This window comes from Saxibacter everestensis (assembly GCF_025787225.1).
In the GTDB taxonomy this organism is placed as follows: Bacteria; Actinomycetota; Actinomycetes; order Actinomycetales; family Brevibacteriaceae; genus Saxibacter; species Saxibacter everestensis.
In genome coordinates, this window is the sequence record NZ_CP090958.1 from 2426851 (window position 1) to 2450482 (window position 23632).

The 23632-nt window shown below is 63.3% G+C and carries 21 protein-coding genes and 1 tRNA gene; 7 read left to right on the plus strand and 15 right to left on the minus strand.

Translation table 11 applies throughout. The annotated features are described in order from the left end of the window. Nucleotides 1-25 precede the first annotated feature (25 nt). The gene (locus tag LWF01_RS11600) at nucleotides 26-643 is read left to right on the plus strand and encodes a rhomboid family intramembrane serine protease (protein ID WP_349637550.1); all 618 of its coding nucleotides are present in this window, start codon (nucleotides 26-28) and stop codon (nucleotides 641-643) included. Nucleotides 644-665: 22 nt separating this feature from the next. On the opposite strand, the gene pth is transcribed toward LWF01_RS11600, so the two are convergent. The 5 genes from pth to LWF01_RS11625 form a co-directional block, all read right to left on the minus strand. Next, entirely contained in the window at nucleotides 666-1268 is a 603-nt protein-coding gene (pth, locus tag LWF01_RS11605) for an aminoacyl-tRNA hydrolase (RefSeq protein WP_349637551.1), read from the minus strand. Between the two features lie 36 nt (nucleotides 1269-1304). Next, a complete protein-coding gene (locus tag LWF01_RS11610) occupies nucleotides 1305-1958 on the minus strand; it encodes a 50S ribosomal protein L25/general stress protein Ctc (RefSeq protein ID WP_349637552.1) in 654 nt (217 codons plus the stop codon). 209 nt (nucleotides 1959-2167) lie between these two features. After that, entirely contained in the window at nucleotides 2168-3139 is a 972-nt protein-coding gene (locus tag LWF01_RS11615; protein ID WP_349637553.1) for a ribose-phosphate diphosphokinase, read from the minus strand. A 3-nt stretch (nucleotides 3140-3142) separates the two neighbouring features. After that, nucleotides 3143-4594: a bifunctional UDP-N-acetylglucosamine diphosphorylase/glucosamine-1-phosphate N-acetyltransferase GlmU gene (gene glmU, locus LWF01_RS11620; RefSeq protein ID WP_349637554.1), complete on the minus strand. Its 1452-nt coding sequence runs from the start codon at nucleotides 4592-4594 to the stop codon at nucleotides 3143-3145. A 130-nt stretch (nucleotides 4595-4724) separates the two neighbouring features. After that, nucleotides 4725-4796, minus strand: a tRNA-Gln gene (locus tag LWF01_RS11625). 172 nt (nucleotides 4797-4968) lie between these two features. Here LWF01_RS11625 and LWF01_RS11630 point away from each other — a divergent pair. Continuing rightward, nucleotides 4969-5361, plus strand: a complete 393-nt coding sequence (locus tag LWF01_RS11630) for a hypothetical protein (RefSeq protein WP_349637555.1) — start codon at nucleotides 4969-4971, stop codon at nucleotides 5359-5361. Between the two features lie 63 nt (nucleotides 5362-5424). Next, nucleotides 5425-7884 (plus strand): DNA helicase PcrA, encoded by a 2460-nt coding sequence (gene pcrA / locus LWF01_RS11635; RefSeq protein WP_349637556.1) that lies wholly within the window; start codon nucleotides 5425-5427, stop codon nucleotides 7882-7884. A 68-nt stretch (nucleotides 7885-7952) separates the two neighbouring features. Here the strand turns inward: pcrA and LWF01_RS11640 are convergent, their stop codons facing one another. Together LWF01_RS11640 and LWF01_RS11645 are read right to left on the minus strand one after the other, a co-directional pair. Further along, nucleotides 7953-8264: an antitoxin gene (locus tag LWF01_RS11640; RefSeq protein WP_349637557.1), complete on the minus strand. Its 312-nt coding sequence runs from the start codon at nucleotides 8262-8264 to the stop codon at nucleotides 7953-7955. A gap of 150 nt (nucleotides 8265-8414) precedes the next feature. Next, the gene (locus LWF01_RS11645; protein WP_349637558.1) at nucleotides 8415-9632 is read right to left on the minus strand and encodes an NADP-dependent isocitrate dehydrogenase; all 1218 of its coding nucleotides are present in this window, start codon (nucleotides 9630-9632) and stop codon (nucleotides 8415-8417) included. Between the two features lie 181 nt (nucleotides 9633-9813). Here LWF01_RS11645 and LWF01_RS11650 point away from each other — a divergent pair, with 181 nt between their 5' ends. Beyond that, the gene (locus LWF01_RS11650) at nucleotides 9814-10797 is read left to right on the plus strand and encodes a malate dehydrogenase (RefSeq protein WP_349637559.1); all 984 of its coding nucleotides are present in this window, start codon (nucleotides 9814-9816) and stop codon (nucleotides 10795-10797) included. Between the two features lie 127 nt (nucleotides 10798-10924). Here LWF01_RS11650 and LWF01_RS11655 read toward each other — a convergent pair whose 3' ends face one another. From LWF01_RS11655 to purN, 3 genes are read right to left on the minus strand one after another with little or no spacing between them, the layout of a single operon-like run. Then, the gene (locus tag LWF01_RS11655) at nucleotides 10925-11200 is read right to left on the minus strand and encodes a DUF3017 domain-containing protein (protein WP_349637560.1); all 276 of its coding nucleotides are present in this window, start codon (nucleotides 11198-11200) and stop codon (nucleotides 10925-10927) included. A 46-nt stretch (nucleotides 11201-11246) separates the two neighbouring features. Next, nucleotides 11247-12836, minus strand: a complete 1590-nt coding sequence (gene purH, locus LWF01_RS11660) for a bifunctional phosphoribosylaminoimidazolecarboxamide formyltransferase/IMP cyclohydrolase (protein WP_349637561.1) — start codon at nucleotides 12834-12836, stop codon at nucleotides 11247-11249. A 28-nt stretch (nucleotides 12837-12864) separates the two neighbouring features. After that, nucleotides 12865-13464 carry a phosphoribosylglycinamide formyltransferase gene (purN, locus tag LWF01_RS11665; protein ID WP_349637562.1) on the minus strand — a complete coding sequence of 200 codons (600 nt, stop codon included), beginning with the start codon at nucleotides 13462-13464 and terminating at the stop codon, nucleotides 12865-12867. Between the two features lie 200 nt (nucleotides 13465-13664). Between purN and LWF01_RS11670 the strand changes: the two genes are divergently transcribed. Continuing rightward, entirely contained in the window at nucleotides 13665-14006 is a 342-nt protein-coding gene (locus LWF01_RS11670) for a hypothetical protein (RefSeq protein WP_349637563.1), read from the plus strand. 34 nt (nucleotides 14007-14040) lie between these two features. Here the strand turns inward: LWF01_RS11670 and LWF01_RS11675 are convergent, their stop codons facing one another. Continuing rightward, nucleotides 14041-15390 (minus strand): cell division protein PerM, encoded by a 1350-nt coding sequence (locus LWF01_RS11675; RefSeq protein WP_349637564.1) that lies wholly within the window; start codon nucleotides 15388-15390, stop codon nucleotides 14041-14043. Between the two features lie 199 nt (nucleotides 15391-15589). On the opposite strand from LWF01_RS11675, the gene LWF01_RS11680 reads away from it, so the two are divergent. Further along, nucleotides 15590-16939: a nuclear transport factor 2 family protein gene (locus LWF01_RS11680; protein WP_349637565.1), complete on the plus strand. Its 1350-nt coding sequence runs from the start codon at nucleotides 15590-15592 to the stop codon at nucleotides 16937-16939. Nucleotides 16940-17299: 360 nt separating this feature from the next. After that, nucleotides 17300-18409, plus strand: a complete 1110-nt coding sequence (locus LWF01_RS11685; RefSeq protein WP_349637566.1) for a hypothetical protein — start codon at nucleotides 17300-17302, stop codon at nucleotides 18407-18409. A 9-nt stretch (nucleotides 18410-18418) separates the two neighbouring features. On the opposite strand, the gene LWF01_RS11690 is transcribed toward LWF01_RS11685, so the two are convergent. Genes LWF01_RS11690 through LWF01_RS11705 form a run of 4 tightly spaced genes read right to left on the minus strand, consistent with a single transcriptional unit; the run spans nucleotide 18419 to nucleotide 23610 of the window. After that, nucleotides 18419-19810: an amidase gene (locus tag LWF01_RS11690; RefSeq protein ID WP_349637567.1), complete on the minus strand. Its 1392-nt coding sequence runs from the start codon at nucleotides 19808-19810 to the stop codon at nucleotides 18419-18421. Nucleotides 19811-19844: 34 nt separating this feature from the next. After that, entirely contained in the window at nucleotides 19845-21713 is a 1869-nt protein-coding gene (locus LWF01_RS11695; RefSeq protein ID WP_349637568.1) for a dipeptide ABC transporter ATP-binding protein, read from the minus strand. After that, nucleotides 21713-22666 carry an ABC transporter permease gene (locus LWF01_RS11700; RefSeq protein ID WP_349637569.1) on the minus strand — a complete coding sequence of 318 codons (954 nt, stop codon included), beginning with the start codon at nucleotides 22664-22666 and terminating at the stop codon, nucleotides 21713-21715. The genes LWF01_RS11695 and LWF01_RS11700 overlap by 1 nt, the downstream gene beginning before the upstream one ends. Then, entirely contained in the window at nucleotides 22663-23610 is a 948-nt protein-coding gene (locus LWF01_RS11705) for an ABC transporter permease (protein WP_349637570.1), read from the minus strand. Before LWF01_RS11705 ends, LWF01_RS11700 begins: the two co-directional genes overlap by 4 nt. Nucleotides 23611-23632 lie beyond the last annotated feature (22 nt).

Consider the following 23632-nt stretch of genomic DNA (forward strand, 5'->3'; position numbering starts at 1 on the left):
CAGCAGCGGATGGCATTCTTGGCAGATGAGTATCAGCGAAACAGGTACCCACCGGCCGATACTGCGACGCCTGTCACCCGTCGTGATCCTGCTGGCAGCAATGTGGCTGATTCACTTCGTCGACTTCGTCCTGCCGTTCGTCACGTTCACCGGGCTAGGCTTGTTGTCCTGGAGCGTACCCGGAATGCTCGGAATCCTGACTGCTCCGCTGTTGCACGCCGGCTGGCCCCACCTGCTCTCGAACACAGTGCCGTTCCTGATTCTCGGTGCGCTGATCTGTTGGGAAAGCGGTCGCCGATTCTGGACAGCGACCGCGATCATCGCGCTGGTCGGCGGCCTCGGCACCTGGCTCGTCGCGGTTCCGGGAACATTGACAGTTGGCGCAAGCGGACTGGTGTTCGGCTATTTCGCTTATCTGATCGCCAGGGCGTTCTTCGCACCTAAATCACCGCACCGGCTTGGCTGGCTCGTGCTCGCGGTGATACTCGGGCTGGTCTACGGCGGCGCGATGCTGCAGGGATTGGCGCCGTGGCAGTTCGGCGTGTCGTGGCAGGGACACCTGTTTGGCGCGATCGGTGGAGTAGTGGCCGCCTGGCTGCTCTATCGACGCTCGGCGCCGAAGGTGCTCGGCGCAGCCGGGTGACCTGGCGCGGCGAGCATTTTGCTCAGCCCGCGGTCCGGCCGTGAAATTTCTGCTGGGCGGCTACCAGACCGTCGGAAACCAGCAATTCGACGGCGTCCGCGGCATCCACCAGCAACATCGGAAGCTCGGTGCGCTCCGTTCCTGAGAACGGCTTCAACACGTACGTGGCCGCGTCCATCCTGCCGGGCGGACGACCGATGCCGACCCGGACCCGCAAATAGTCCTTGGTTCCGAGCGCATTCGTTATGTCTTTCAAACCATTGTGGCCGCCGTCACCGCCGCCGGTTTTCAGCTTTATCTGATCGAACGGGATATCCAGCTCGTCGTGGACAACGATGAGCTGCGCTGGATCCTTCGAGAAGAACTTCGCCAGCGCGGCCACCGGGCCGCCGGAAACATTCATAAAAGTCGACGGCTTCGCCAGGATCACTTTCGGCCCCGGCACTCCCCCGGGTCCGACACCGAGCCGGCCCTCCGCCACCTGGGCGCGAGCCTTATGACTGCGAAACCCGGCGCCGATCCGCCGACTCAACTCGTCGAGCACCATCTGGCCGACGTTGTGCCGGGTAGCAGAATAGTCGGGCCCGGGGTTACCGAGCCCGACTATCAGCCAGGAATCATTCACCGAAACGATGCGTCCGTTCTAACTCGCGAACAGATCCTACTCTTCGTCCTTGGCAGCCTCGTCATCCTCGGCTGACTCTTCGGACTCAGGAGCATCGTGTTCGATACCGGCTTCAGCCTCGGCTTCCTCAAGCTCGGCTTCGACCTGCTCAGCGGTCGGCTGCGCGGTGACGTTGATCACCAGCATTTCAGGATCGGTCACCAGTTCAACGCCGGTCGGCAGAACAACATCGGAGGCGTGGATCTGGTCGCCGACCTGGCGGCCATCAACCGATACCTCGACGCCCTCAGGCAGCTTCGTGGCATCTGCCGAAACGGTGAGCGCCTGGTACTCAAGGCTGACCAGGGTACCGGGAGCGGCCTCGCCGGTGACATGAACCGTGACGTCGACCTCGACCTTTTCGCCGCGGGTAACGATTGCAAGATCAACGTGCTCGATATCGCGCGATACCGGATGCCGCTGAACCTCACGAGCAATTGCAAGCGTGCTCTTGCCGTCGACCTGGATGTCGAACAGGGCGTTCGAGTGCTTCAGCGCAAGGAATGTCTCGTGGCTTGGCAGTGTGATGTGGTGCGGCTCGCCACCATGGCCGTACAGCACGGCTGGAATCTGGGAGGCACGCCGCAGACGACGCGCTGCGCCCTTACCGAATTCGGTGCGCTCGACAGCATTGAGCTTGATGTCAGTCATGATTCTCCTAAATGTGTACGCCGACGATCGGCGCGAAGTGTAGCCGTTTGGCGGGGGATCGAAACAGACCCGCACCCGCACGCGTTGAGCGTATAAGGATAGCTAGTCCGCGTCGATCACGGGAAGCAGCGGCCAAATTCACGGCACGCCCAGCTCACCCCTCGCCGAGGTATTCGATGTCGATAATAGCGGACGCTTACCTGCTATACCTAAACGTCGAACAGGCTGGTGACAGATCCGTCCTCGAAAACTTCATGAACGGCGCGTGCCAGCAGTGGTGCGATCGAAAGCTCGGTCAGCTTCGCGAATCGCTTATCGTCGGTTATCGGCAACGTATTGGTGACGATCACCTCCGTGGCACAGGAGTTCTGCAGCCGTTCCACCGCCGGCCCGGAAAGGACAGCATGGGTTGCCACGATGACGACGCCCGCGGCGCCGGCGCTCATGCAGGCATCCGCCGCCTGCACAATCGTCCCTCCGGTATCGATCATGTCGTCGACCAGAATGCAGATTCGCCCCTCAACTTCACCAACGACGCGGTTTGCCTTCGTCTCGTTGGGCCGGTTGATGTCGCGCGTCTTGTGAATGAACGCCAGCGGCGCACCACCCAGGCTGGCGCTCCATGCCTCGGCGACCTTGATCCGTCCGGCATCCGGTGAGACGACGGCGAGATCATGGTCATAGTTGGACTTCACGTAGTCGGCGAGGATCGGCAAGGCGACCAGATGATCGACCGGGCCGTCGAAGAAGCCCTGAATCTGGGCCGTGTGCAGGTCGACCAGAATCAGGCGATCCGCACCGGCAACCTTGTACATGTCGGCTACCAGTCGCGCCGATATCGGCTCACGGCCACGATGCTTCTTGTCCTGCCGGGCATATGGAAAGAACGGTGCGATAACTGTGATTCGCTTGGCGGAGGCACGCTTCAGTGCGTCAACCATCAGAAGCTGTTCCATCAGCCAGTCGTTGATCGGCGCGCCGTGGCTCTGCAACACGAACACGTCACAACCCCGCACACTTTCGCCGAACCGGACGTAGATCTCACCGTTGGCGAAGTCATAGGCCTCTGTCGGCAACAGCTCAGTGCCAAGCGATTCGGCGACCTGCTTGGCAAGCTCGGCGTTTGCCCTTCCGGAGACCAGAACGAGTTTCTTCTCGCCAGAGGTAGTTATTCCGGTCATGAGTTATGACTCCTGTTCTGGTGTTGCTTCGCTTGCGGCCAATGCTGCGGGTGTTCCGGCACGGTTTTGCTGAACCCACCCCTCGAGATTGCGCTGGGGCGCAACGTTAATCGCCAGCGCTCCCGGTGGAACATCCTTGCGCACAACGGTTCCGGCGCCGGAATAGGCGCCATCCCCGACTGTGACCGGGGCCACGAACATGTTGTCCGAGCCAAGACGCACGTTGGATCCGATTGTGGTGTGATGCTTGTTCACGCCGTCATAGTTGACGAAAACTGAGGCGGCGCCAATATTGCTATTCTCGCCGATCGTGGCGTCGCCTACATAGCTAAGATGCGGAACCTTCGACTTCGCCCCGATCTTCGCGTTCTTCGTTTCAACGAACGTTCCGATTTTGCCGTTGGCGCCAAGCTCCGTGCCCGGCCGCAGAAATGCGAACGGACCGACACTGACGTCGTCACCGAGCACCGCAAGTGACCCGTGGGTGCGAACCACGGAGGAACGCTCCCCCACCTCGACATCGCTGAGCGTCGAATCTGGGCCGATCGTCGAACCGCCGCCGACAACCGTGGCGCGCTGCAGCTGAACGCCCGGGAGGATCGTAACGTCCGGGTTCAGCTCGACATCCGCATCAATCCAGGTTGTATTCGGGTCGACGATGGTCACCCCGGCGCGCATCCAGCGCTCACAGATCCGGCGATTCAGTTCCTTGCCGAGCGCTGCCAGCTGAACCCGGTCGTTCGCGCCCTCAACCTGCCAAATATCGGAGGTGACCAGGGCTGCGACGGTCGAACCGGCCTGGCGGGCGTGTGCCAGCACATCCGTGAGATATTTTTCGCCCTGGGCATTGTCGGTGCCGACCTTTTGCAGCGCGGCGCGGAGCACCTCGGCATCGAAGGCATAAATCCCGGAATTGATTTCGGTGATCGACCGTTCAGTTTCGTCAGCATCCTTCTGCTCGACGATCCGCAGTACCTGGCCATCGGCGTCACGGATGATTCGCCCGTATCCGGCCGGGTCAGCAACATCGGCCGACAGCACGCTCACGCCGTGGCCGCCCGATTCGTGGAAGCGAACAAGTTCATTGATCGTCTCCGAGGTGAGCAGCGGAACATCGCCGTAACTGACCACGATGGTTCCGCTCAGCCCGGTCGGCAACATGGCCAGCGCGCATTCAGCAGCTCGTCCCGTACCGGGAATCTCATCCTGATCCGCGATGCTTGGCGCGGGCAGGATCCGCTCCGAAATCTCGGCGACGTGGGCGGCCACTAGTTCACGTTCATGGCGCAGCACGACGACAAGGCTCTCCGGCTGGCAACCGGCCGCTGCCGCGAGCGCATGGTGCAACAACGAACGGCCGGCGATCGGGTGCAAAACCTTGGGAATCGCGGACTTCATCCGGGTTCCCGCGCCTGCGGCTAGAACTATGACCGCGGCTGGGCGCGTCTGGGTCACGACGATTTCTCCTTGTGAGTCACTCACTCGAGTTGAGGAAATGCTACCTGCCTGTTCACGTTCACGATCATGCACAAGTGACGCGCGTCCCATTCCCGGGCCGGTACACGTGAGTGCGCCAGAAATGCAGCTCCGTCCATAGGATTCGAACCTATACTGCACGGCTCCAAAGGCCGGCGTGCTGCCATTACACCAGGACGGAAGGCGCACGCCGATCCATCGCACTCATGTCGCGCGTGCACAAGCATCAAGTGTGCCATTAGGTCAGTCCCACTCCCAAAATCCGGCACAAAATGACGCCCTGGGGTAAGTCGGTGAGGCCTGTCGTCGCGGCGGGCCGCGGCTTGCCTAGCGGATTCTTCTACAATGTGTAGATGACCATTCTCTCAGGCATTCTCCTCGTTCTGCACTTCATCGGCCTGGCCGCGATTATTGGTTCCTGGCTCACTGTCCTGAAGGCTCCCAGGGTCGTTCCCGGCATGCTGCACGGGGCGTTGCTGCAGCTGATATCCGGCCTCGGCCTTGTCGGCGTGCTTGAAGCGTCCGATGCCGACGTGAACCATGCGAAGATCGCGGTCAAGCTCGTCATTGCTATCGTCATCACCATTCTGGCCTTTGTCGGGGTTCGCCGGCTCAGGAAGGCCGCCGCACCGGCCGGCGCCGACCAAGCGGTCGCCCCGGCGCCGTCGGCGGTCAACACCGCGCTGCTCGGTCAGCTGTGCGGCGTTCTGGCGGTTGTGAACGTGGTTATCGCCGTCTTCTGGTAGCGGTAGGCCGATCGCGGTCCGGCGGCAGCGACTGTCAGCGTAGGGCCGTAGGCTTAAGAGATCATGAGCACGCTGTTCGGAGATTTCCCGCTATTTGCCCGCCCTGAGGCGGCATCCTCGGCCCTGCCGAGCCTGCCGCCGTACGTTGACGACGAGACGCGAGGCGATGCTCCTCGCGGCGATGAGCCGCGCAGCGAGCACGCGCCACAAGAATCCGAAGGAAGCGACGATGGCGGGTCCCGTCGTCGTGCAGACGCCGTGGACCTGATGGAGGGGCTCAACCCGCAGCAACGGCAGGCGGTGCTGCACGAGGGCTCTCCCCTGCTGATCGTCGCCGGCGCGGGCTCGGGAAAGACGACGGTGCTGACTCGGCGGATCGCCCGGTTGCTGCAGACCGGCGCCTGCCGGCCGAGCGAGATCCTCGCCATAACCTTCACCAATAAAGCCGCGGCGGAAATGGTCGAGCGAATCACCGATCTGGTCGGGCCGCGAGCCAAGGCAATGTGGATATCGACATTCCACTCCGCATGCGTGCGCATCCTGCGTCGTGAGGCGAAAATCGTAGGACTGAAGTCAAACTTCTCGATTTACGACTCCGCCGATGCGCTTCGGCTGGTGACCCTGTGCGCTCGGGAAGCCGACCTCGACCCAAAGCGGTTCCCGCCCAAGTCGTTGATGATTCAGATTTCGAACCTGAAGAATGAGCTGATCGACGACGAGGCCTACGCCGCCACCGCGTCGGACACGAATCCCCAGGAACGTGCCGTCTCCGAGGTGTACCGGCTGTACACGGCCCGGCTCCGACAGGCGAACGCCTTCGACTTCGACGACCTGATCATGACGACGGTCAACCTGCTGCGCGCTTTCCCTCAGGTCGCAGAACACTACCGTCGACGGTTCCGGCACATACTTGTTGACGAGTACCAGGACACCAACCACGCCCAGTACGCACTGGTGCGTGAGCTGGTGGGTGGACATAACCATCAAGACCAGGCGGACGGCGCCGAATCGGCACTACTGCCTCCGGCCGAGCTGACCGTCGTCGGTGATGCCGACCAGTCGATCTACGCATTCCGTGGCGCGACGATCCGCAATATCGTTGAATTCGAGAACGACTATCCCGACGCGACCACCATCCTGCTTGAGCAGAATTACCGGTCGACCCAGAACATCCTCTCTGCCGCCAACAGCGTCATCTCGCAGAACCCGGACCGCCCCGCGAAGAAGCTGTGGACCGATCAGGGCGCCGGTGAACTGATCGTCGGCTATGTCGCCGACAGCGAGCATGACGAGGCCCGGTTCATCGCCGAGGAGATCGACAAGCTGTGCGACGAGGGGCATGCCGCCCCCAAGGACGTGGCCATCTTCTACCGCACCAACGCACAGTCCCGCGCGCTCGAGGAAGTGCTGGTGCGGGTGGGACTGCCGTACAAGGTTGTCGGCGGCACCCGGTTCTATGAGCGCCGCGAGATCAAAGATGCCCTGGCCTATCTGCGGGTTCTCGCCAATCCAACCGATACGGTGAATCTGCGACGGATCCTGAACGTGCCCAAGCGCGCCATCGGAGACCGTGCCGAGGCGATGGTCGCCGCGTTCGCGGAGCGGGAACGGATTCCGTTCTCCCAGGCTCTGCGGCAGGCAGAGGAAGCACCCGGCCTGGCGACCCGCTCGCTGAACGCGATCAGGAGCTTCGTCCAGTTGCTCGACGATATGACCACAGTCGCCCAGACCGCCAGGCCTCCTCGAGTTTTGGAGGCCGTCCTCGAGCAAACCGGTTATCTCGCGGAACTCCGCGCCAGCCGGGACCCGCAGGATGAGTCGCGGGTAGAGAACCTTGCCGAGCTGGTAGCCGTGGTCGAGGACTTCAGCCGGGCCAACCCGGAAGGCACGCTGAACGACTTCCTCGAACAGGTTTCACTGGTCGCCGATGCAGACCAGATTCCGGATAAAGACGATGACGGCGGCGTCGTCACCCTGATGACTCTGCACACAGCCAAGGGCCTTGAGTTCCCGGTCGTGTTCGTCACCGGCCTCGAGGATGGCGCGTTTCCGCACTCCCGGGCATTTACCAGCAATGCGGAGCTCGCCGAGGAACGCCGGCTGGCATATGTCGGTCTGACCCGGGCCCGCAAGCGTTTGTACCTGACCCGGGCCGAGTCACGGAGCATGTGGGGCCAGCCGCAATACAATCCGCCGAGCCGCTTCCTGGCCGAGGTTCCTGATTCGCTCATGGACTGGAAGCGATTGGGCAACGTCGGCGCTTCCAGCCTCTCCGCCCCGGTTCGGACGCAGCCGACGTTCACATCCCCGCGCGGTGGCACCAGCGCCGGAGCTGGCCGGGTGCAGGCGAACCGCGAGGTGATCAGCCTCGAGCCAGGCGAAAAGGTCAGCCACGGTTCGTTCGGCCTCGGCACGGTTGTCGAGGTATCCGGGGTAGCGGACAAGGCGATTGCCACCGTCGATTTCGGTTCTGCCGGCACGAAGCGGCTGCTGCTGCGCTACGCGCCGGTGGAAAAGCTCTAGAACGACACTTGCCGACGGCCGCTGGTGCGGCCGCCGGCAAGCAGGCTGGCGATCATCTCGCTGAAGGTTCAGGGGCGAGGCGGGCCCGTCTCGGGCCGCCCATCCGTACGTCGAGGATCGGTCGGCGGGTTCCCGGCACCCGGTGCATCCGGCCGAGCGTCGGGCAGCAGTGGGTCGTTCTCCACCCGGCCGCCAGCGCTTTCGTTGCCGATGTGCTTATCCGCAGTTCGGCGCGCTTTTTCAATCTTGTCGTCGTACTTGCCGCCGGTCGCCTTTCTGGCAGCCTCACTCGCCTTGTTCAGCAAGTTGTCGCTTGCCTTCTCGCCCTTTTCGCTGTTCAGGAATTTCTTGGCCTTGTTCGTAAGGTCACCCAGACCCATATCGTCCTCCTAAGAAGTCGCCGATCGCCGAAGAGCGAGCGTTCAACCAGTCTGTCGGTCATCCTGGGGCAAGTAAAGCCACGAGCTGCCAAACACGAGAAACGCTCCCCGGCCGAGTTGCAGCCAGAGAGCGTTTCGAAGACGTACGGCTCAGCCGAGCCGAGCCTGCAGGTTCTCGTCCAGAGTCGCCAGGAATTCTTCCGTCGACTGCCATTCCTGGTCCTTGCCGACCAAAAGCGCCAGGTCCTTGGTCATCTTGCCGGACTCGACAGTCTTGATCACGACATCCTCAAGCGTATCGGCGAAGCCGCTGACCTCAGGCGTCGAGTCAAGCTTCCCCCTGTGCGCGAGGCCACGAGTCCAGGCGTAGATGGACGCGATCGGATTGGTCGACGTCGGCTTGCCGGCCTGGTGCTGCCGGTAGTGCCGGGTTACGGTTCCGTGTGCGGCCTCCGCCTCGACGGTGCGGCCGTCCGGAGTCATCAGCACAGAGGTCATCAGGCCGAGCGAACCGAAACCCTGCGCGACGGTATCGGACTGCACATCGCCGTCGTAGTTCTTGCAGGCCCAGACGTAACCGCCCTCCCACTTCATCGAGGAGGCGACCATATCGTCGATCAGCCGGTGTTCGTAGGTCAGGCCCTTGGCCTCGAACTCCGCCTTGAACTCGGCGTCGAAAATTTCCTGGAAGATGTCTTTGAAGGCTCCGTCATATGCCTTCAGAATCGTGTTCTTCGTCGACAGGTACACCGGGTAATTGCGCAGCAGGCCGTAAGCGAACGAGGCACGAGCGAAATCGGCGATCGACTTGTTGAAGTTGTACATCCCCATTACGACGCCGCCGTCTTCGGGCATCTTCACGATTTCATGCTCAATCGGAGCAGAGCCATCGGCAGGCGTGTAGGTGATGGTGACGGTTCCGGCCGACGGAACCTTGAAGTTGGTGGACTTGTACTGGTCTCCGTGTGCGTGACGGCCGATCACGATCGGCTTGGTCCAGCCGGGAACCAGCCGGGGAACGTTGGAAATGATGATCGGCTCGCGGAATACGACCCCGCCGAGGATATTGCGGATGGTCCCGTTCGGCGAGACCCACATCTTCTTCAGGCCGAACTCTTCGACCCGGGCCTCGTCCGGGGTAATTGTCGCGCACTTCACGCCGACGCCGTGTTCCTTGATGGCATTGGCGGAGTCGATCGTTATCTGGTCGTCGGTGGCGTCCCGGCTTTCGATGCCGAGGTCGTAGTACTTGAGGTCCACGTCGAGGTAGGGGTGGATCAGCCGATCCTTGATGAATGACCAGATGATGCGGGTCATCTCGTCGCCGTCCAGTTCGACGATCGGGTTCTGTACCTTGATCTTTGCCATCGACTCTCCAATGTTGGCTTCGATTAAAACTTTCTCGACATCAAGATATCTTAAGGCTCGGGGTCTAAGCATCTTCGCAGGTTGTCGCGCTGCCCAGCACCCGCGGAATCGGGCGAGAAACTCACTACACCTAGAGTGGAACCGTCGTTGGATCATCTGCTCCCGAAATGAGGAAACTCCTTTGTCTCCAGTTGTCGTCACGGTGACCGGCGGTGCCGGCCAGATCGGCTACGCACTGAACTTCCGAATCGCGAGCGGCGCAATGCTCGGCGCCGACACCGACGTAGTGCTGCGGCTGCTCGAGATCCCGCAGGGCATGAAGGCCGCAGAGGGAACGGCCATGGAACTTCAGGACTCTGCTTTCGGCACCCTCGCCGGCGTCGAGATCTACGACGACCCGGTTGCCGCATTCGCTGGCACCAACATTGCCCTGCTGGTCGGCGCCAGGCCAAGAGGACCCGGAATGGAACGCAGCGACCTGCTGGCAGCCAACGGGCAGATCTTCGGGCCACAAGGCGCGGCACTCAACGCGGGCGCCGCCGACGACATCCGGGTTCTCGTGGTCGGTAATCCGGCGAACACGAATGCCATGATTGCCAGCGCGCATGCCCCCGACATTCCGGCTGCCCGATTCAATGCGATGACCAGGCTCGACCATAATCGGGCACTCGGACAGTTGGCGGCGAAAACCGGGCAGCCGGTCCGCGACATCCGCCGGGTCACCATCTGGGGTAACCATTCAGCCAGCCAGTACCCGGACATCTTTCAGGCAAGCATCGGCGACGTCCCCGGAGCAAGCCTTGCGGTGGATCGGGCCTGGCTCAGCGATGACTTCATACCGACGGTCGCCAAGCGCGGCGCTGCCATCATCGATGCCCGCGGAGCATCATCGGCGGCTTCAGCTGCCAGCGCGGCAATTGACCATGTCCGCGACTGGACTGCCGGCACTGCGCAGGGAGACTGGACTTCAGCCGGAATCCCGTCCGACGGCTCATACGGTGTGCCCGAAGGATTGTTCAGCTCGTTCCCGGTGACCAGCGACGGCGAAGCCTGGCAAGTCGTGGAGGGGCTGGAGATCAACGAATTCTCCCGGCAGCGAATCGATGCTTCGGTGGCTGAGCTCGCGGAGGAGCGCGAGGCAGTGCGGGGCCTCGGTCTGGTCTGACCGCCGGCGTGCCCAAGGTCGCGGACTTCTGGCTAGAACGCGCCCGCATTCAAGCGCGGGCTGACATCGAGTTCGCGTTCCTCGCCGGCGGGGTCTTGCGGGATCCGGCGGGCTCTGACTGCTACCGCTAATTTCCGGGCACGCTGTAGGCGAGGAAGCCGATTCCGCCGGCCAGGACCAGCAATGTCACTATGTCGACCGCCATGCTGCGGTTGACGAATGCCGCCGCCCAGGGCGTCGGCAGTGCCCGGACGATCGCGACCACGACCAGCAGGGCCGCGAGCACCGCCGCGCCGAGCCGGAACGACGTCAGCAGCGCCACTACGGCGGCCGCGACAACGCCAAGCGAAACGACGACCAGCGGCACATCGACCGCTGATCGTCCGCTCCGCGGGTGTTTCAACCTAGCCTTTGACGTTGCCTTTTGCCCGGTGGAGTCGTCCGGCTGGTCAGTGGAAGAAATGACGAGTCCCGGTCAGGTAAAGCGTGATGCCCGCTTCCGAAGCTGCCGCTATGACTTCGTCATCCCGGATCGACCCGCCCGGCTGCACGACCGCGCGGACGCCCGCATCGAGCAGGACCTTCAGACCGTCGGCAAACGGGAAGAAGGCGTCGGAAGCCGCTACTGCCCCATTGGCACGATCGGCACCCGCACGCTCGACGGCAAGCCTGGCTGAGTCGACCCGATTGACCTGGCCCATGCCGACGCCGACCGATGCGCCGTCCGCCGCCAGCAGGATGGCATTCGACTTGACCGCCCGACAGGCGCGCCAGGCGAAATCCAGGTCGCGGAGGGTGTGCTCGTCGGCAGCCGCTCCGGCCGCCAGGGTCCAGCTTTCCGGCCTGTCACCGCCGGCGTCTATCGCGTCCACGGCCTGCATCAGCAATCCCCCGCTGATCGGCTTGGTTTCCACACCGGTTCGGTTTCGGTAGTCAAGCGTGAGCAGCCTGATGTTCTTCTTCGCCATCAGGACTTCCGCCGCGCCGTCGTCGAAGGCAGGAGCCGCGACCACCTCGGTGAAAATCTCCTTGATCTGCTCGGCGAGCTCGACCGACACCGAACGGTTTGTGGCTATCACACCCCCGTAGGCGGAAACCGGATCGCAGGCGTGCGCCTTACGATGCGCCTCGGCGATATCGGCGCCGGTGGCGATCCCGCACGGGTTGGCGTGCTTGATGATGGCGACGGCCGGCTGATCGAAGTCATATGCTGCGCGAACTGCGGCATCCGTGTCGGTGTAGTTGTTGAACGACATTTCCTTGCCGTGCAACTGCTGCGCCTGGGCGAGCCCGGACGGGCCAGCCGAATTTTCGTACAGCGCCGCTGCCTGATGCGGATTCTCGCCGTAGCGGAGCACATTCTTCCGGCCGTAGCCTGCGCCGACCCACGTCGGGAAGCGGACTTCCTCGTCGTCGATACGTTCTTTGGGCGCCACAACCGAACCCATCCAGCTTGCAACCGCGATGTCGTAATTCGCCGTGTGAACAAACGCCTCCGTGGCGAGCGTCCGGCGCTGATCCAGCGAGAAACCGCCACCGCGCACGGCGTCCAGCACCTGTTGGTAGCGCTCCGGATCAACGACGACGGCAACACTCGGGTGGTTCTTGGCCGCGGCACGAACCATGGACGGACCACCGATGTCTATCTGCTCGACACATTCGTCGCTCGAGGCGCCGGACGCCACGGTCTCGGTGAACGGATAGAGGTTCACCACCACAAGCTCGAATGCGTCGATCTCGAGTTCGGCCAGCTGGTCGAGATGGTCCTGTTTGCGGGTGTCGGCAAGAATCCCCGCGTGCACCCGTGGATGCAGGGTCTTCACCCTGCCCTCCAGCGTCTCCGGGAATCCGGTCAGCTCTTCGACCGGTGTCACCGGTACGCCGGCCTCGGCGATCCTGGCGGCGGTCGAGCCGGTGGAGACGATACTTACTCCGGCTTCGTGCAGCCCAGTAGCAAGTTCCGGCAGCCCTGTTTTGTCATAGACCGAAATGAGGGCCCGGCGGACTTCGCGCCGGTCTGCCGATTGGATGTCAGACACCAATATCTCCTTGACTTGTTGAGTATTGCTAAAGGGCTGTGAACCGCACACGGCGGCCGTCGATTCGCCATCCGCCTGCCGCCAGCCGGCCAAGCACCTGAATCAGCAGCGCGCGTTCCTCGATCCGGATCCGCTCATGCAGGGACTGCTCATCGTCGTCCTCCGCTACCGCGACGGCGCGCTGAGCAATTATCGGCCCGGTATCGACACCCGCGTCGACGAAGTGGATCGTCGAGCCGGTGACCTTGACGCCGTGCGCCAGCGCATCCCGGACCGCGTGCGCGCCGGCGAAGGACGGCAGCAGTGCTGGGTGGGTGTTGACGATCCGGCCGGCGAACTTCTCAAGGAAGGCCGCCCCCAAAATCCGCATGAAGCCCGCTGAGACCACGAGGTCAGGTTTCCACGCTGCAACCTCAGCGGCAATCCCGGCGTCCCAGGCTGTGCGGTCTGGAAAGTCCCGCGGCGTGCAGACGAAGGTCGGCACCCCGGCGTCCCGTGCCCTGGTCAGCACTTGTGCGTCGGAAACGTCCGATCCCACGGCCACGATCTCGAAGGGCGAGCCATCGGCGGCATCCAGCATTGCCTGGGTAAGGGTGCCGGATCCGGAGGCGAGAACAACAAGGCGCACGAACGTAACAATAGTTCCTCTCGTCCTTCAGCAGTTAACCCGTGCATCGGCCGGACGCCGAGGCGGGGCCGACCGGGGAGGGGTGGCAGGATAGGAAGGTGACTAATTCGCCGAAGCAGCCGCCGTCCGGCCAGGTTCCAACCGGTCCGGGCGCTTCGTCCAGCAATCCCGAGGCGGTTCGTGAAGCAAGCCAGAGCACTGTGCATTTCGCCCTGCTGATGCTGGCGACGGTGATTACGTCCAGCTTCCCGCTGCCGTGGAAAATCGCGGCCCTGGCTTTCGCCATCGCGACGATCGTCTTCGGCATCCGCTCTTTGATCAAGGTCATTCGAGCCAGGATTCGCGGCGCCATGCTGCTCTTCGTGTCTTTGGGTCTGGCGATTGTTTTGGTGATGTCGGTGTCGCTGATCGGCAATGTGGCGTTCTGGCCGATCCAGTCGAGGTATGAAAACTGTCTTGCTTCAGCGCTGACCGACCAGGCAAACAAGCAATGCCAATCCGACTACATGAAGGAACTGGAGAACCTGGTCAGGCTGCCGTAGCCCAAGCCGGCCCACACGGGTCCTCAGCTGCTACTCAGCGCGCTTCGCGGCGCGCCGACAGCCTGGCCTGGATGCCGCGGACGACGGCCCTGCCGGCCGGGACAGCGCGCAGACCCAGGAGCGCTGTCACAGCGGCACCCCCGAAGACCTCCGCAGCGACCACAAGCCCCAGAAGCAATGGATCTGCTGTGCCGACCGAGGCCAGCCGGCCGGGCCCTGCGGAGCCGGCGGACATTTCAGCTAGGACTCCGATCACCGCCCCGGCCAAGCAGGCCACGAGCGCCGCGGTAGCAAGTTGCTGAAACCAGCGTGCGATCCCGGATCGGAGGATGAGCACACCAGCCGCAACGCCCGCGGCTATGACGATGGCGATTCCCGCGTAGCCGAAGCCGGCTGCCTGTTGCGGGATGGCGGCGAGAAACGGCACGGCCGGGATCGGGCCCACGTCGGTGCCGGCCGGCGACACCGAACTACCGATGCCCAGAGCAAACCCAGGTCCGGCGATCCAGCCGATCGCCCAGACCACGACGTTCGGCAGCAGGAGAAGCTGGCCGGCGGTCAGGATGATGCCGCCGGCGAGGTCGGTGCCCAACGCGGCGTAGATCTGGGTCACCCGGTCGAGGGAAAGTCCGACGGCAGCCCCGGTCGCCAGCAACCCGGCGCCGAGCAGAATCAGAATGACGCTCCCGCTCGCCTTCAATCCGGTGACCAAGCTGAGCGCGACGGGTTCCGGACAGCGATCGTTGAGTAGCCGGAGGAGACGACCGGAAGGCAGTTCGGCCGAGCCGATTTCGCGCCTGACACGTCTAGGCAGCCACAGCATGCCGACGCCGATCAGGACGAGAGCAGTGACAAATGTATATACGACTGCCTGCCACAGAATCGCGTGCATCGGCTCACGCTGGGTGGCCGAGGACAGAACTGTCGCGATCAGTGTGTAGCTCGCTGTGCCGGCCAGCCAGGCGATCAGGTAGCCGAACCGCGGTATCCGGCCGGTCCGGGCGACCTTCCGCCTCCGCTCGGCGACGTTCAGGGCGATCGTCAGTCTGCGGCCGGTCCGGAGCAGTAACAGAAAAGGGATAACACTGAGCAGCAGCGGGCTGAGCCCAAACGTCGCGCCCGGCACCACTAGCGTGGCGCCGTGAGCCAGCAGCCAGACCTGAAGCGCCGCCGCGACAGTCGTCAGCAAGGTTTCGGCGCTCGACGAGGTGAAAACCCACAGAATCACCGCGGTCAAGGCTACGGCGATCACGCCGAGCATCGCGGCCTGTCCACCCTCCAGGAGGCCGAGCAACCACGGGCTGCGTGATTCGTCGTCGCGTGCGTCGACGCCGGTCACCGTTCTGGTGCCCGACGTGGCCGTGGAAGTCGTTCTGTCCTTCAATAACATTTCCCGTCTATCGTCACCCGCGCAGATCCGGATGCACCGATTCGACACGCTCATTGACAGAAAACGGCGGCGTTACCCCTGTAGTCTGTTGCTGTTTGGGCACAAAGGTTGAGTTAGGTGCCAGGACTAAGTAGTTTCATAGAGCTAACTCAATTTCCCCTCAGCCGAGGAACCGTACTTACGGAGTATCGCCATGACGACCGACGGCCCCCGCCCCGATCCCCATACCCCACCTAACCAACCACCCAGCGCGCCCAATTTCGGTGCCGGCGGGAATCAGCCGAATCAGCCCGGCCCTTACCAGCCCGGACACAGTGCGCCGCAGCCAGGTCAGTACCAGCAGCCTGGGCAGAACGCCGGACAGCAGCCCGGACACAGTGCGCCACAGCCAGGCCAGTACCAGCAGCCTGGCGCGTACCAGGGTGGGCAAAGCGCACCTCAGCAGGGCGGCTACCAGGGTCCAGGCGGACCCGGCGGCTACCAGGGTCCGGGCGGGCCCGGAGTGGGCGGACCCGGAGGTCCGAGCGGCCCCGGCGGACAGAATTTCGCCCCGCAGAAGAAGAAGTCCTACAAGGGCCTCATCATCGGACTGAGCGCTGCGTTCGTAGTGATTGTGCTCGTCGTCGTCGGCCTCGTCGTTGTCAACCGGGTGAACAAGACCCAGCACGGCCCGGATACCGTCGCGCAGGAGTACCTGGACGCACTGGCGGCCGGCAAGATCGACGACGCCAACAAGCTGGCGAAGCCGACCGTGCCGGAAGGCGCCTCCGATGCCATCCTGAAGACTGAGGTTGCGTCGAAGTCCAGTGACAAGATCACAGACGCGAAGGTAGTCAGCACCCGCCGTGAGGGTGACAACGCCACCGTCCGGGTCGGATTCAAGGTCGGCGATCTACCGCAGCAACTTGAGCTCAAGGCGAAGAAGGTCGGCAAGGAAGGGCTCTTCTTCGACAAATGGCAGCTCGAAGGCCCGGAGCTTGACTCGATCCAGGTCGATGCTCCCGGTATTACCGAGGTAACTGTCAATGGCGTTGCCGTGCCGCTGCAAGATGGCAAGGCGACTCTGGCCGCCTACCCCGGAACCTACGAGGTCGCGGTCCCCGACTCTAAGTTCTTCACCGGCTCCAAGGACAGCGCGACCGTCGGACTCGCCACCGGCACGCCGTTCCCGATCTATCTGACGACTGAAGCCAACGACGATCTGACCGCTGAGGTCGAAAAGCAGGTCAAGGCAAAGATCGACGAATGCATCGGCAAGAAGGAGTTCAATCCGGACGGCTGCCCGTTCAATGAGCGGGAAGAGGGCAATGACGGCGAGAAGCTCGACTCGAAGACCATCAGCCGGAAGATCTCCGGAACGCCGACTGTCTCGGTCAGCGCTTCGTCAGCATCCGACATCTCGTTCTACGGGACCGGCCGCTACGACATGACGGCGAAGTCCGAAGACGGCAAGCGTAGCTACAAGTCCTCGATTCCGTTCTTCATGTCGTTCACCGGAACGGCAAAGGTCGACGGCGAACAGGTCAGTATTACGTTCAGCTAGCACAGCGTTCAGCTAGCACAGCGTTCAGCTAACACAGCGTTCAGCTAGCTGGCGCAGCGAATGAAGGGGTGCGGGCGGCTTTTAGCCGCCCGCACCCCTTCGTCACTGTCTCAAGTTTCTTGCAATCGATGCCGTGGGCTTGAGCTGCGGGTGGATGCTGGCTAGTTTCTTACCATGACATTCGACGGTTCCAGCCCAGATCCGCACCAGCCACCGAAGCCTCCGCAGCCACCGGTGCAGCCGCCTTTTGCGCCGGCTCAGCCCACGCAACCTATCCAGCAGCCCGCACAGCAGCCTGTTCAGCAAGCCACCGGACAGCCGGCCCAGCAGCCCACACTGCAGCCCTCACAGGCACAGGAAGTGCCACAGACCGGCGGACAGTACACCAGCCCTTCACACCGAGGCGGCCCCACCGGCGACAACTTCGTCGACCCAAGGAAGAGCAAAAAGAAGAAGCGGCGACTGATCGCCTTACTGGTCAGCGGCATCGCCCTGCTCCTCGTGATCGCGCTGGTCGCGGTGGGCATGGTGTGGGTCAACACCAAGAACAAGAAGGAGCACGGCCCCGACGTGGTCGCCAGGGACTTCGTCTCGGCGCTGAGCCAGGGGAACTATGAGGAAGCCAGCAAGATCGCGCCGATAAAGCCCGCGGATGGCGGCACCGACGAACTGATCAAGGGCGACGCCGCGGGTAAGTCAGAGGCAAAGCTCAGTGACGTCAAGCTCGTCAGCACAGTGCTGAACGAAGAAGAGGACGAGGCGAGGATCACCATCAGCTACAAGGTCGGCGAGGAACCGGCCGAGATGCAGCTGCCTGCGAAGAAGACCGGCAAAGAGGACTTCTTCTGGGACAAGTGGGAACTCAGCGGCCCGCAGTTCGACACCTTCTCGGTCAACGCGCCCGGCATCGAGGAAGCCACCGTCAACGGGATCAAGGTACCTCTCAAGGATGGCAAGGCCACTCTTGCCGCGCTGCCTGGCAGTTACAAGGTCGATGTCGAAGGCAGCAAGTACTACGATGGCGCCTCCGATACGGCGACTGTCGGATTCGCCGGCGCATTCGGTAACGAACCAGCCGAACTGGGCCTGGCCAAATCGGTGAACACCGGGAAGGTGGCCGATGAGGTCAAGAAACAAGTCGAGGACGCGGTCAACAAGTGTGAGAAGACCAAGGACCCGGTGACGAAGAACTGCCCGTTCGCGGCGAAGGGAAAGAGCAAGGGCCGGAGCGCTGAAAAGGACATCAAAAAAGGCAGCGTCAAATGGGACGTGAAGTCAAAGCCGAGTATCGAAGTCAGCGTGAGTGATCAGGGCGAGATCTCGTTCTACTCCTCGAAACCCGGCGAGGTCGGCTACAAGGCCGACTCGAAGACCAAGGGCGCAAAGTGGAGCGGTAAGGGCTCGTTCAGCGTGACCGGGTCGGGAAAGCTTGAAGGTGACAAGATCAGCATCACGGTCGACAGCTTCTAGGCTGCGGGGCTAACTCGGCCAGGCCACCGAGAAGTGGTCTGGCCGGTTGGCTTCGTACCAGGCCGCGGCGCGAAGCACACCCGTGTCGTCGAAGCGCCGGCCAGCAATCTGCAGGCCGATGGTCCGGCCGTCCGAGGTGAATCCGCAGTTGACGCTTGCCGCCGGCTGCTCCGACATGTTGTACGGGGCGGTGAAGCCGATATGTGCCATTTCCCGCTGCGGGTCGTTGAACGGCATCGGCCAGGTGGCAGGAAATGCCGCTACCGGACTCACCGGGGACAGCACCAGGTCGAATTCGCTTGTCGCGGCCACAGTAGCCTGTCGCAGCGACTGAATTGTCTGGTAGCAGCGAAGCAGCTCGGCCCCGGGCACATCGGCGCCAGCGCGACACCAGTCGGCGACGTACGGCAGGATCTTCCGCTGGTTCTCCAGGCTCAGGTTCTGATAGTCCACCCAGGAACGCACCCGCCAGAACCGATCGAGGTCGACCAGCATACCGGGCGTCATGAACGAATCGATCCGCTCGACCGTCGCTCCCCCGGCCCGGAAGGCTTCGGCGGCGGCATCGATCGCGGCAGCGGTTTCCGGATCGGTGTCCATACCGCAGCCTGCGTCGGTGTGCACCGCGATCCGCAGGCCGGTCACCTCAGCGCCGGCAAGCGTCCAATCCAGTCGCTCAGGCGGCAGCTGGGAGAAATCGCGGCTGTCGCCTTCGGCAATAACCGACATCAGAAGGGCGAGGTCGCCAACCGTTCGAGCCAGCGGTCCGGCGCAACGCCCCAGGTACGGCGCATCGAGTGGCACCCGCCCGAAGCTCGGTTTGAGTGTTGCCAGACCCAGCCACGTTCCGGGCAGCCGGATGGAGCCGCCGATGTCGGTTCCAACGTGCAGCGGCCCGTAGCCAGCGGCAGCTGCTGCGCCGGCGCCCGCACTGGAGCCGCCCGTGGTTAGTTCCGGATCGTGCGGACTGCGGGTGATGCCGTGCAGGCTGGAAACACCTGAGGAGAGCATTCCCCAGTCAGGCATGGTCGTCGAGCCAAGGACGTTGGCGCCTGCCCCGAGCACCCGGTCCGTGATCGGCGCGTTCGCGGCAGCGGCGGGCGCGGGATTACCGGCGTTTCCAGAAGGGAACCCGATACCCTTCCGCGCCACATTCTCCTTGAGGGTGACCGGAACGCCGTCCAGGGCGCCGAGCGGCGCCTGGCGATTCCAGCGGGCCGTGCTCAGCTCGGCGGACCGGATGACCTCTGCGGCATCGTGGGCGTAGAAGGCATTGATCGTTGGCTCGAACTTCGCTATCCGGGCCAGCACGTCCTGGGCGACATCGCTCGGCGTAAACGATGCCGTGCGGTAACCGGTAAGTAGTTCAGTTGCGCTGAGATCGGCCAGCGAGTTCCCCATGTGATGTTCTTCCTTCTCTTAGCTACCAAGTCCGTCAGCGCCTCGCCAGCACCTCGGCGAGGCTCGGCGACGCCGCCACCAGAGACTTGGTGTATTCGTGACGTGGTGCGTCATACACACTATCGACGGGACCAACCTCCACGATCTCGCCGTTCTTCATCACCGCGACATCGGAGCAGAGGTGCCGGACAACGCCCAGGTCGTGCGAGACGAACACCAGGGTGAGCGCGTACTCGTCGACCAGGTCCGAGAGCAGGTTGAGCACCTGGGCCCGAACGGATACGTCGAGTGCGCTGACCGGCTCATCTGCCACCAGGATCTTCGGCCGGCAGATCAGTGAGCGAGCGATGGAGATGCGCTGCCGCTGCCCGCCGGAGAACTGGTGCGGATACCGTCCGGCCGAATCGACCGGGAGGCTCACCGCCTCAAGCATCCGATTGACTGCTTCGCGCCGGTCAAGCGCGCTCATCGGCAGGCTTCGGGTCGGTTCGGCGATGATGTCACGCACTGTCATCCGCGGGTCGAGGGAGGCAAATGGATCCTGGAAGACGATCTGCAGTTCCTCGCGCATTTTTCTCAGCTCGGCGGCCGAGGCATGGCCGACGTCGGTTCCCGCGACGGTGATCGAGCCGTGGGTTGGTTTGTCGAGCCCGGCAAGGATCCGAAGCAGAGTGGATTTTCCCGAACCGGACTCGCCGACGATCCCGAACCGCTGCCCCGCCATGACATCGAACGACAGGCCCTTCAGCGCATGCACCTCAGGCTTCGGCCCAAAGAGCCGTGTCCGCGATCGAGTGTAGATCCGCTGCAGGTTTCGCGCCGATATCAGCGCGTCGCCGGCGGGTTCCACGCCGGTCTCGTCATCCGCTGGCCGGGTCCGGGCAGGCGCGGTGCTGGCCGGTTCCGCTTCGCGCCCGGCCTCTGTTTGCCTGCTGTCTTCGGCTGGCTGCAGGCCGTCAGCTGGCTGCAGACCGTCAGTCGAGAGCAGATCCTCCGCCGGCTGTGCCGCGGCGATCGAGTCCTCGGGACGGTAGCTGGCCGCGGTTGCCACAGTGAACAGCCGGCCATCCTGATCGGTGGCCTGCAGGTCGGATGCCGCAAGCAAGCCCTTGGTATACGGGTGCCACGGATCGGTGAAGATCTGATCGACGGTGCCCTCTTCGACCACGTCTCCTCGGTACATGACGAGCACCCGCTCACAGATCGAAGCAACCACGGCAAGGTCGTGGGTGATGAAGAGCAGGCCGGTGTCCCGATCCCGCACGGCTTCCAAAACCAGCGAAAGCACCTGCCGCTGCACTGTGACGTCCAACGCCGTGGTTGGCTCATCGCAAATCAGCAGCGCCGGATCGTTCGCCAAAGCAATAGCGAGCATCACCCGCTGTCGCTGCCCGCCGGACAGCTGATGCGGATATGCCTGGGCGGCCGTCGCCGGCTCCGGCAGCCTCACCTGCCCCAGCAGGTCGACAGCCCGTCGGTTGGCCTCGTCCTTGCTGGTGGCCGTCTTGTGGATCAGCATCACCTCAGCTACCTGGTGGCCGACGCGCATCAGTGGGTTGAGTGCCGACATCGGTTCCTGGAAAACCATTGACATAGTTTTGCCGCGCAGCCGGGCATAATCGGCGTCGCCGGCTCCGACCAGCTCCCGGTCGATTCCGCCGAGCCGGACGGAGCCATGCACGCTGACTTCTTCCGGCAGCAGACCCATTATCGCGTTCGCGGTCATCGACTTTCCGGATCCGCTTTCGCCAATCAGGCCGACGCGCTCACCGGGCTGAACCGTCAGGTCGACGCCGTTGACCAATGAGGCCGACTTGGTGGTCACCCGGAGGTTCTCGACCAGCAGCGCCGGTTTCCCGCCTGCCACCCGAAGATCGTCCTTGAACGCCTGCGTATCAGACACTAGTGGCCCCTCATTTTCGGATCGAAGCGGTCACGTAAGCCGTCCCCGAGCAGGTTGAACCCGAGTACCGCCAATGCGATAGCCGCTCCGGGCCAGATCGCCAGCATCGGATTCGAGGCGAGGAACTGCTGCGAATCGAGCAGCATCCTCCCCCAGGACGGCGTGGGTGGCTGCGTGCCGAGCCCGAGGAACGACAGAGCTGCCTCGGCCAGCACCGCGAGCGCGAATGCCACCGAGGACTGGACGACGACCATGCCTGCGATGTTCGGCAACACATGGCTCGAGGCGATCCGGAGCGGGCGCCGGTTCGATGCCTTTGCGGCCAGAATGTATTCCGTGCTCATCACTTGCAGGGTCCCGCTTCGGGCAATCCTGGCGAAAGCTGGGACGCTGGCGATCCCGATGCCGACCATGGCACTTGTTGTGTTGGCACCGAAAACCGCGCCGAACATGATCGCCAACAGCAGCGCTGGAAAGGCAAGCAGCAGATCGTTGGCGCGCATGATCAGTCCGCTCAGCCATTGGATCTCCAGCATGCCGGCGAGAATGCCGATCGGCGTGCCGATCACCAGCGCTATGCCCACGGCGACAACGCCGACGAACAGGGTGATCCGGGCCCCGTACATGATCGCACTCAGCGTGTCACGTCCGAACTTGTCGGTGCCCATCAGATGCTGCGCCGAGGATCCCTGCAACCGGTCCCCCGGAAACGCCTGGGTCGGATCATAGGGTGTCCAGAAGAAGGAGACCAGTGCCGTGAGCACGACGAGTCCTACCAGTACGGCTCCGATTACGAGCGTGGCCTCCAGCTTTCGCCGACCCTGGGCTGCGGGAAGTGTCGTCCCGGCAGCGGCGGAAGGGTCGACCGGTGGCAGTTCGGAGCCGGCCGGCGTCAGGGCGGAGGGGTCTCCGATCGGCGGCTCGGCACCGGGATTCGGGTTGTTCAGACTCATGATGCCCTCCGGATCCTTGGATCGAGCACGCTGTACATCAGGTCCACGACGAGGTTGATTGTCAGCACCAGCAGGACCAGCACCATTACGATCCCCTGCACCATCAGCAGGTCGCGGTCGGCGACCGCACTGACCAGCTCGCTGCCGAGACCGGGAATCACGAAGACTCGTTCGATCACGACAGCCCCGATCAGCAACGTCGCGAGTTGCACGCCGGCCACGGTCATCACCGGAACTGACGCGTTGCGCAGTCCATGCCGGATCAGGGCCTGGGATCGGCTCAGTCCCTTGGCCCGGGCGGTGCGAAGGAAGTCTTCACGCATCACCTCGAGCACGGCGGAACGCACATAGCGGGTCAGGATCGCCGACTGCACCAGCCCCAGCGCGATGACGGGCAGGATAAGCCGGCGGAAGAAGTCCACTGGATCGACGGCGGGCGCCGTCCAGCCGCTCGAAGGCAGCCAGCCAAGCTTTATCGCAAAGACAACGACAAGCAGGATCCCGGCTAGAAAACCGGGGACGGCGACGCCGACCTGACTCAGGCCGGAGATGATGACGCCGACGACGTTCTTTTGCTGCACAGCCGCCATGGTGCCGAGCGGGACGGCGATCAGCAGCGCGATGATCATGCTCACGATCACCAGGATCAACGTCACCTGGACCCGGTCGAAGATTATCGGGCTGATCGCGGCGTTGCTCACGTACGAAGTGCCGAAGTCACCGGTGAGCAGGCCGGAGGCCCAGTCGACGTACTGAACGGCGACCGGGCGATCGGTGCCGAACTTACGCTGCAGATCCGCGAGGAGCTCGGGAGTCGCATTGACGCCGAGGGCGACCTGTGCCGGGTCGCCAGGCAGGATCCGAAGAAACGCAAAGACTGCCATGGTCGCCACAATCGTGGTGAGCACAAACTGCAGCAATCTGCGCAGGACATAAATCAACATTGGTGCGGTTCCCCTTTAGGAA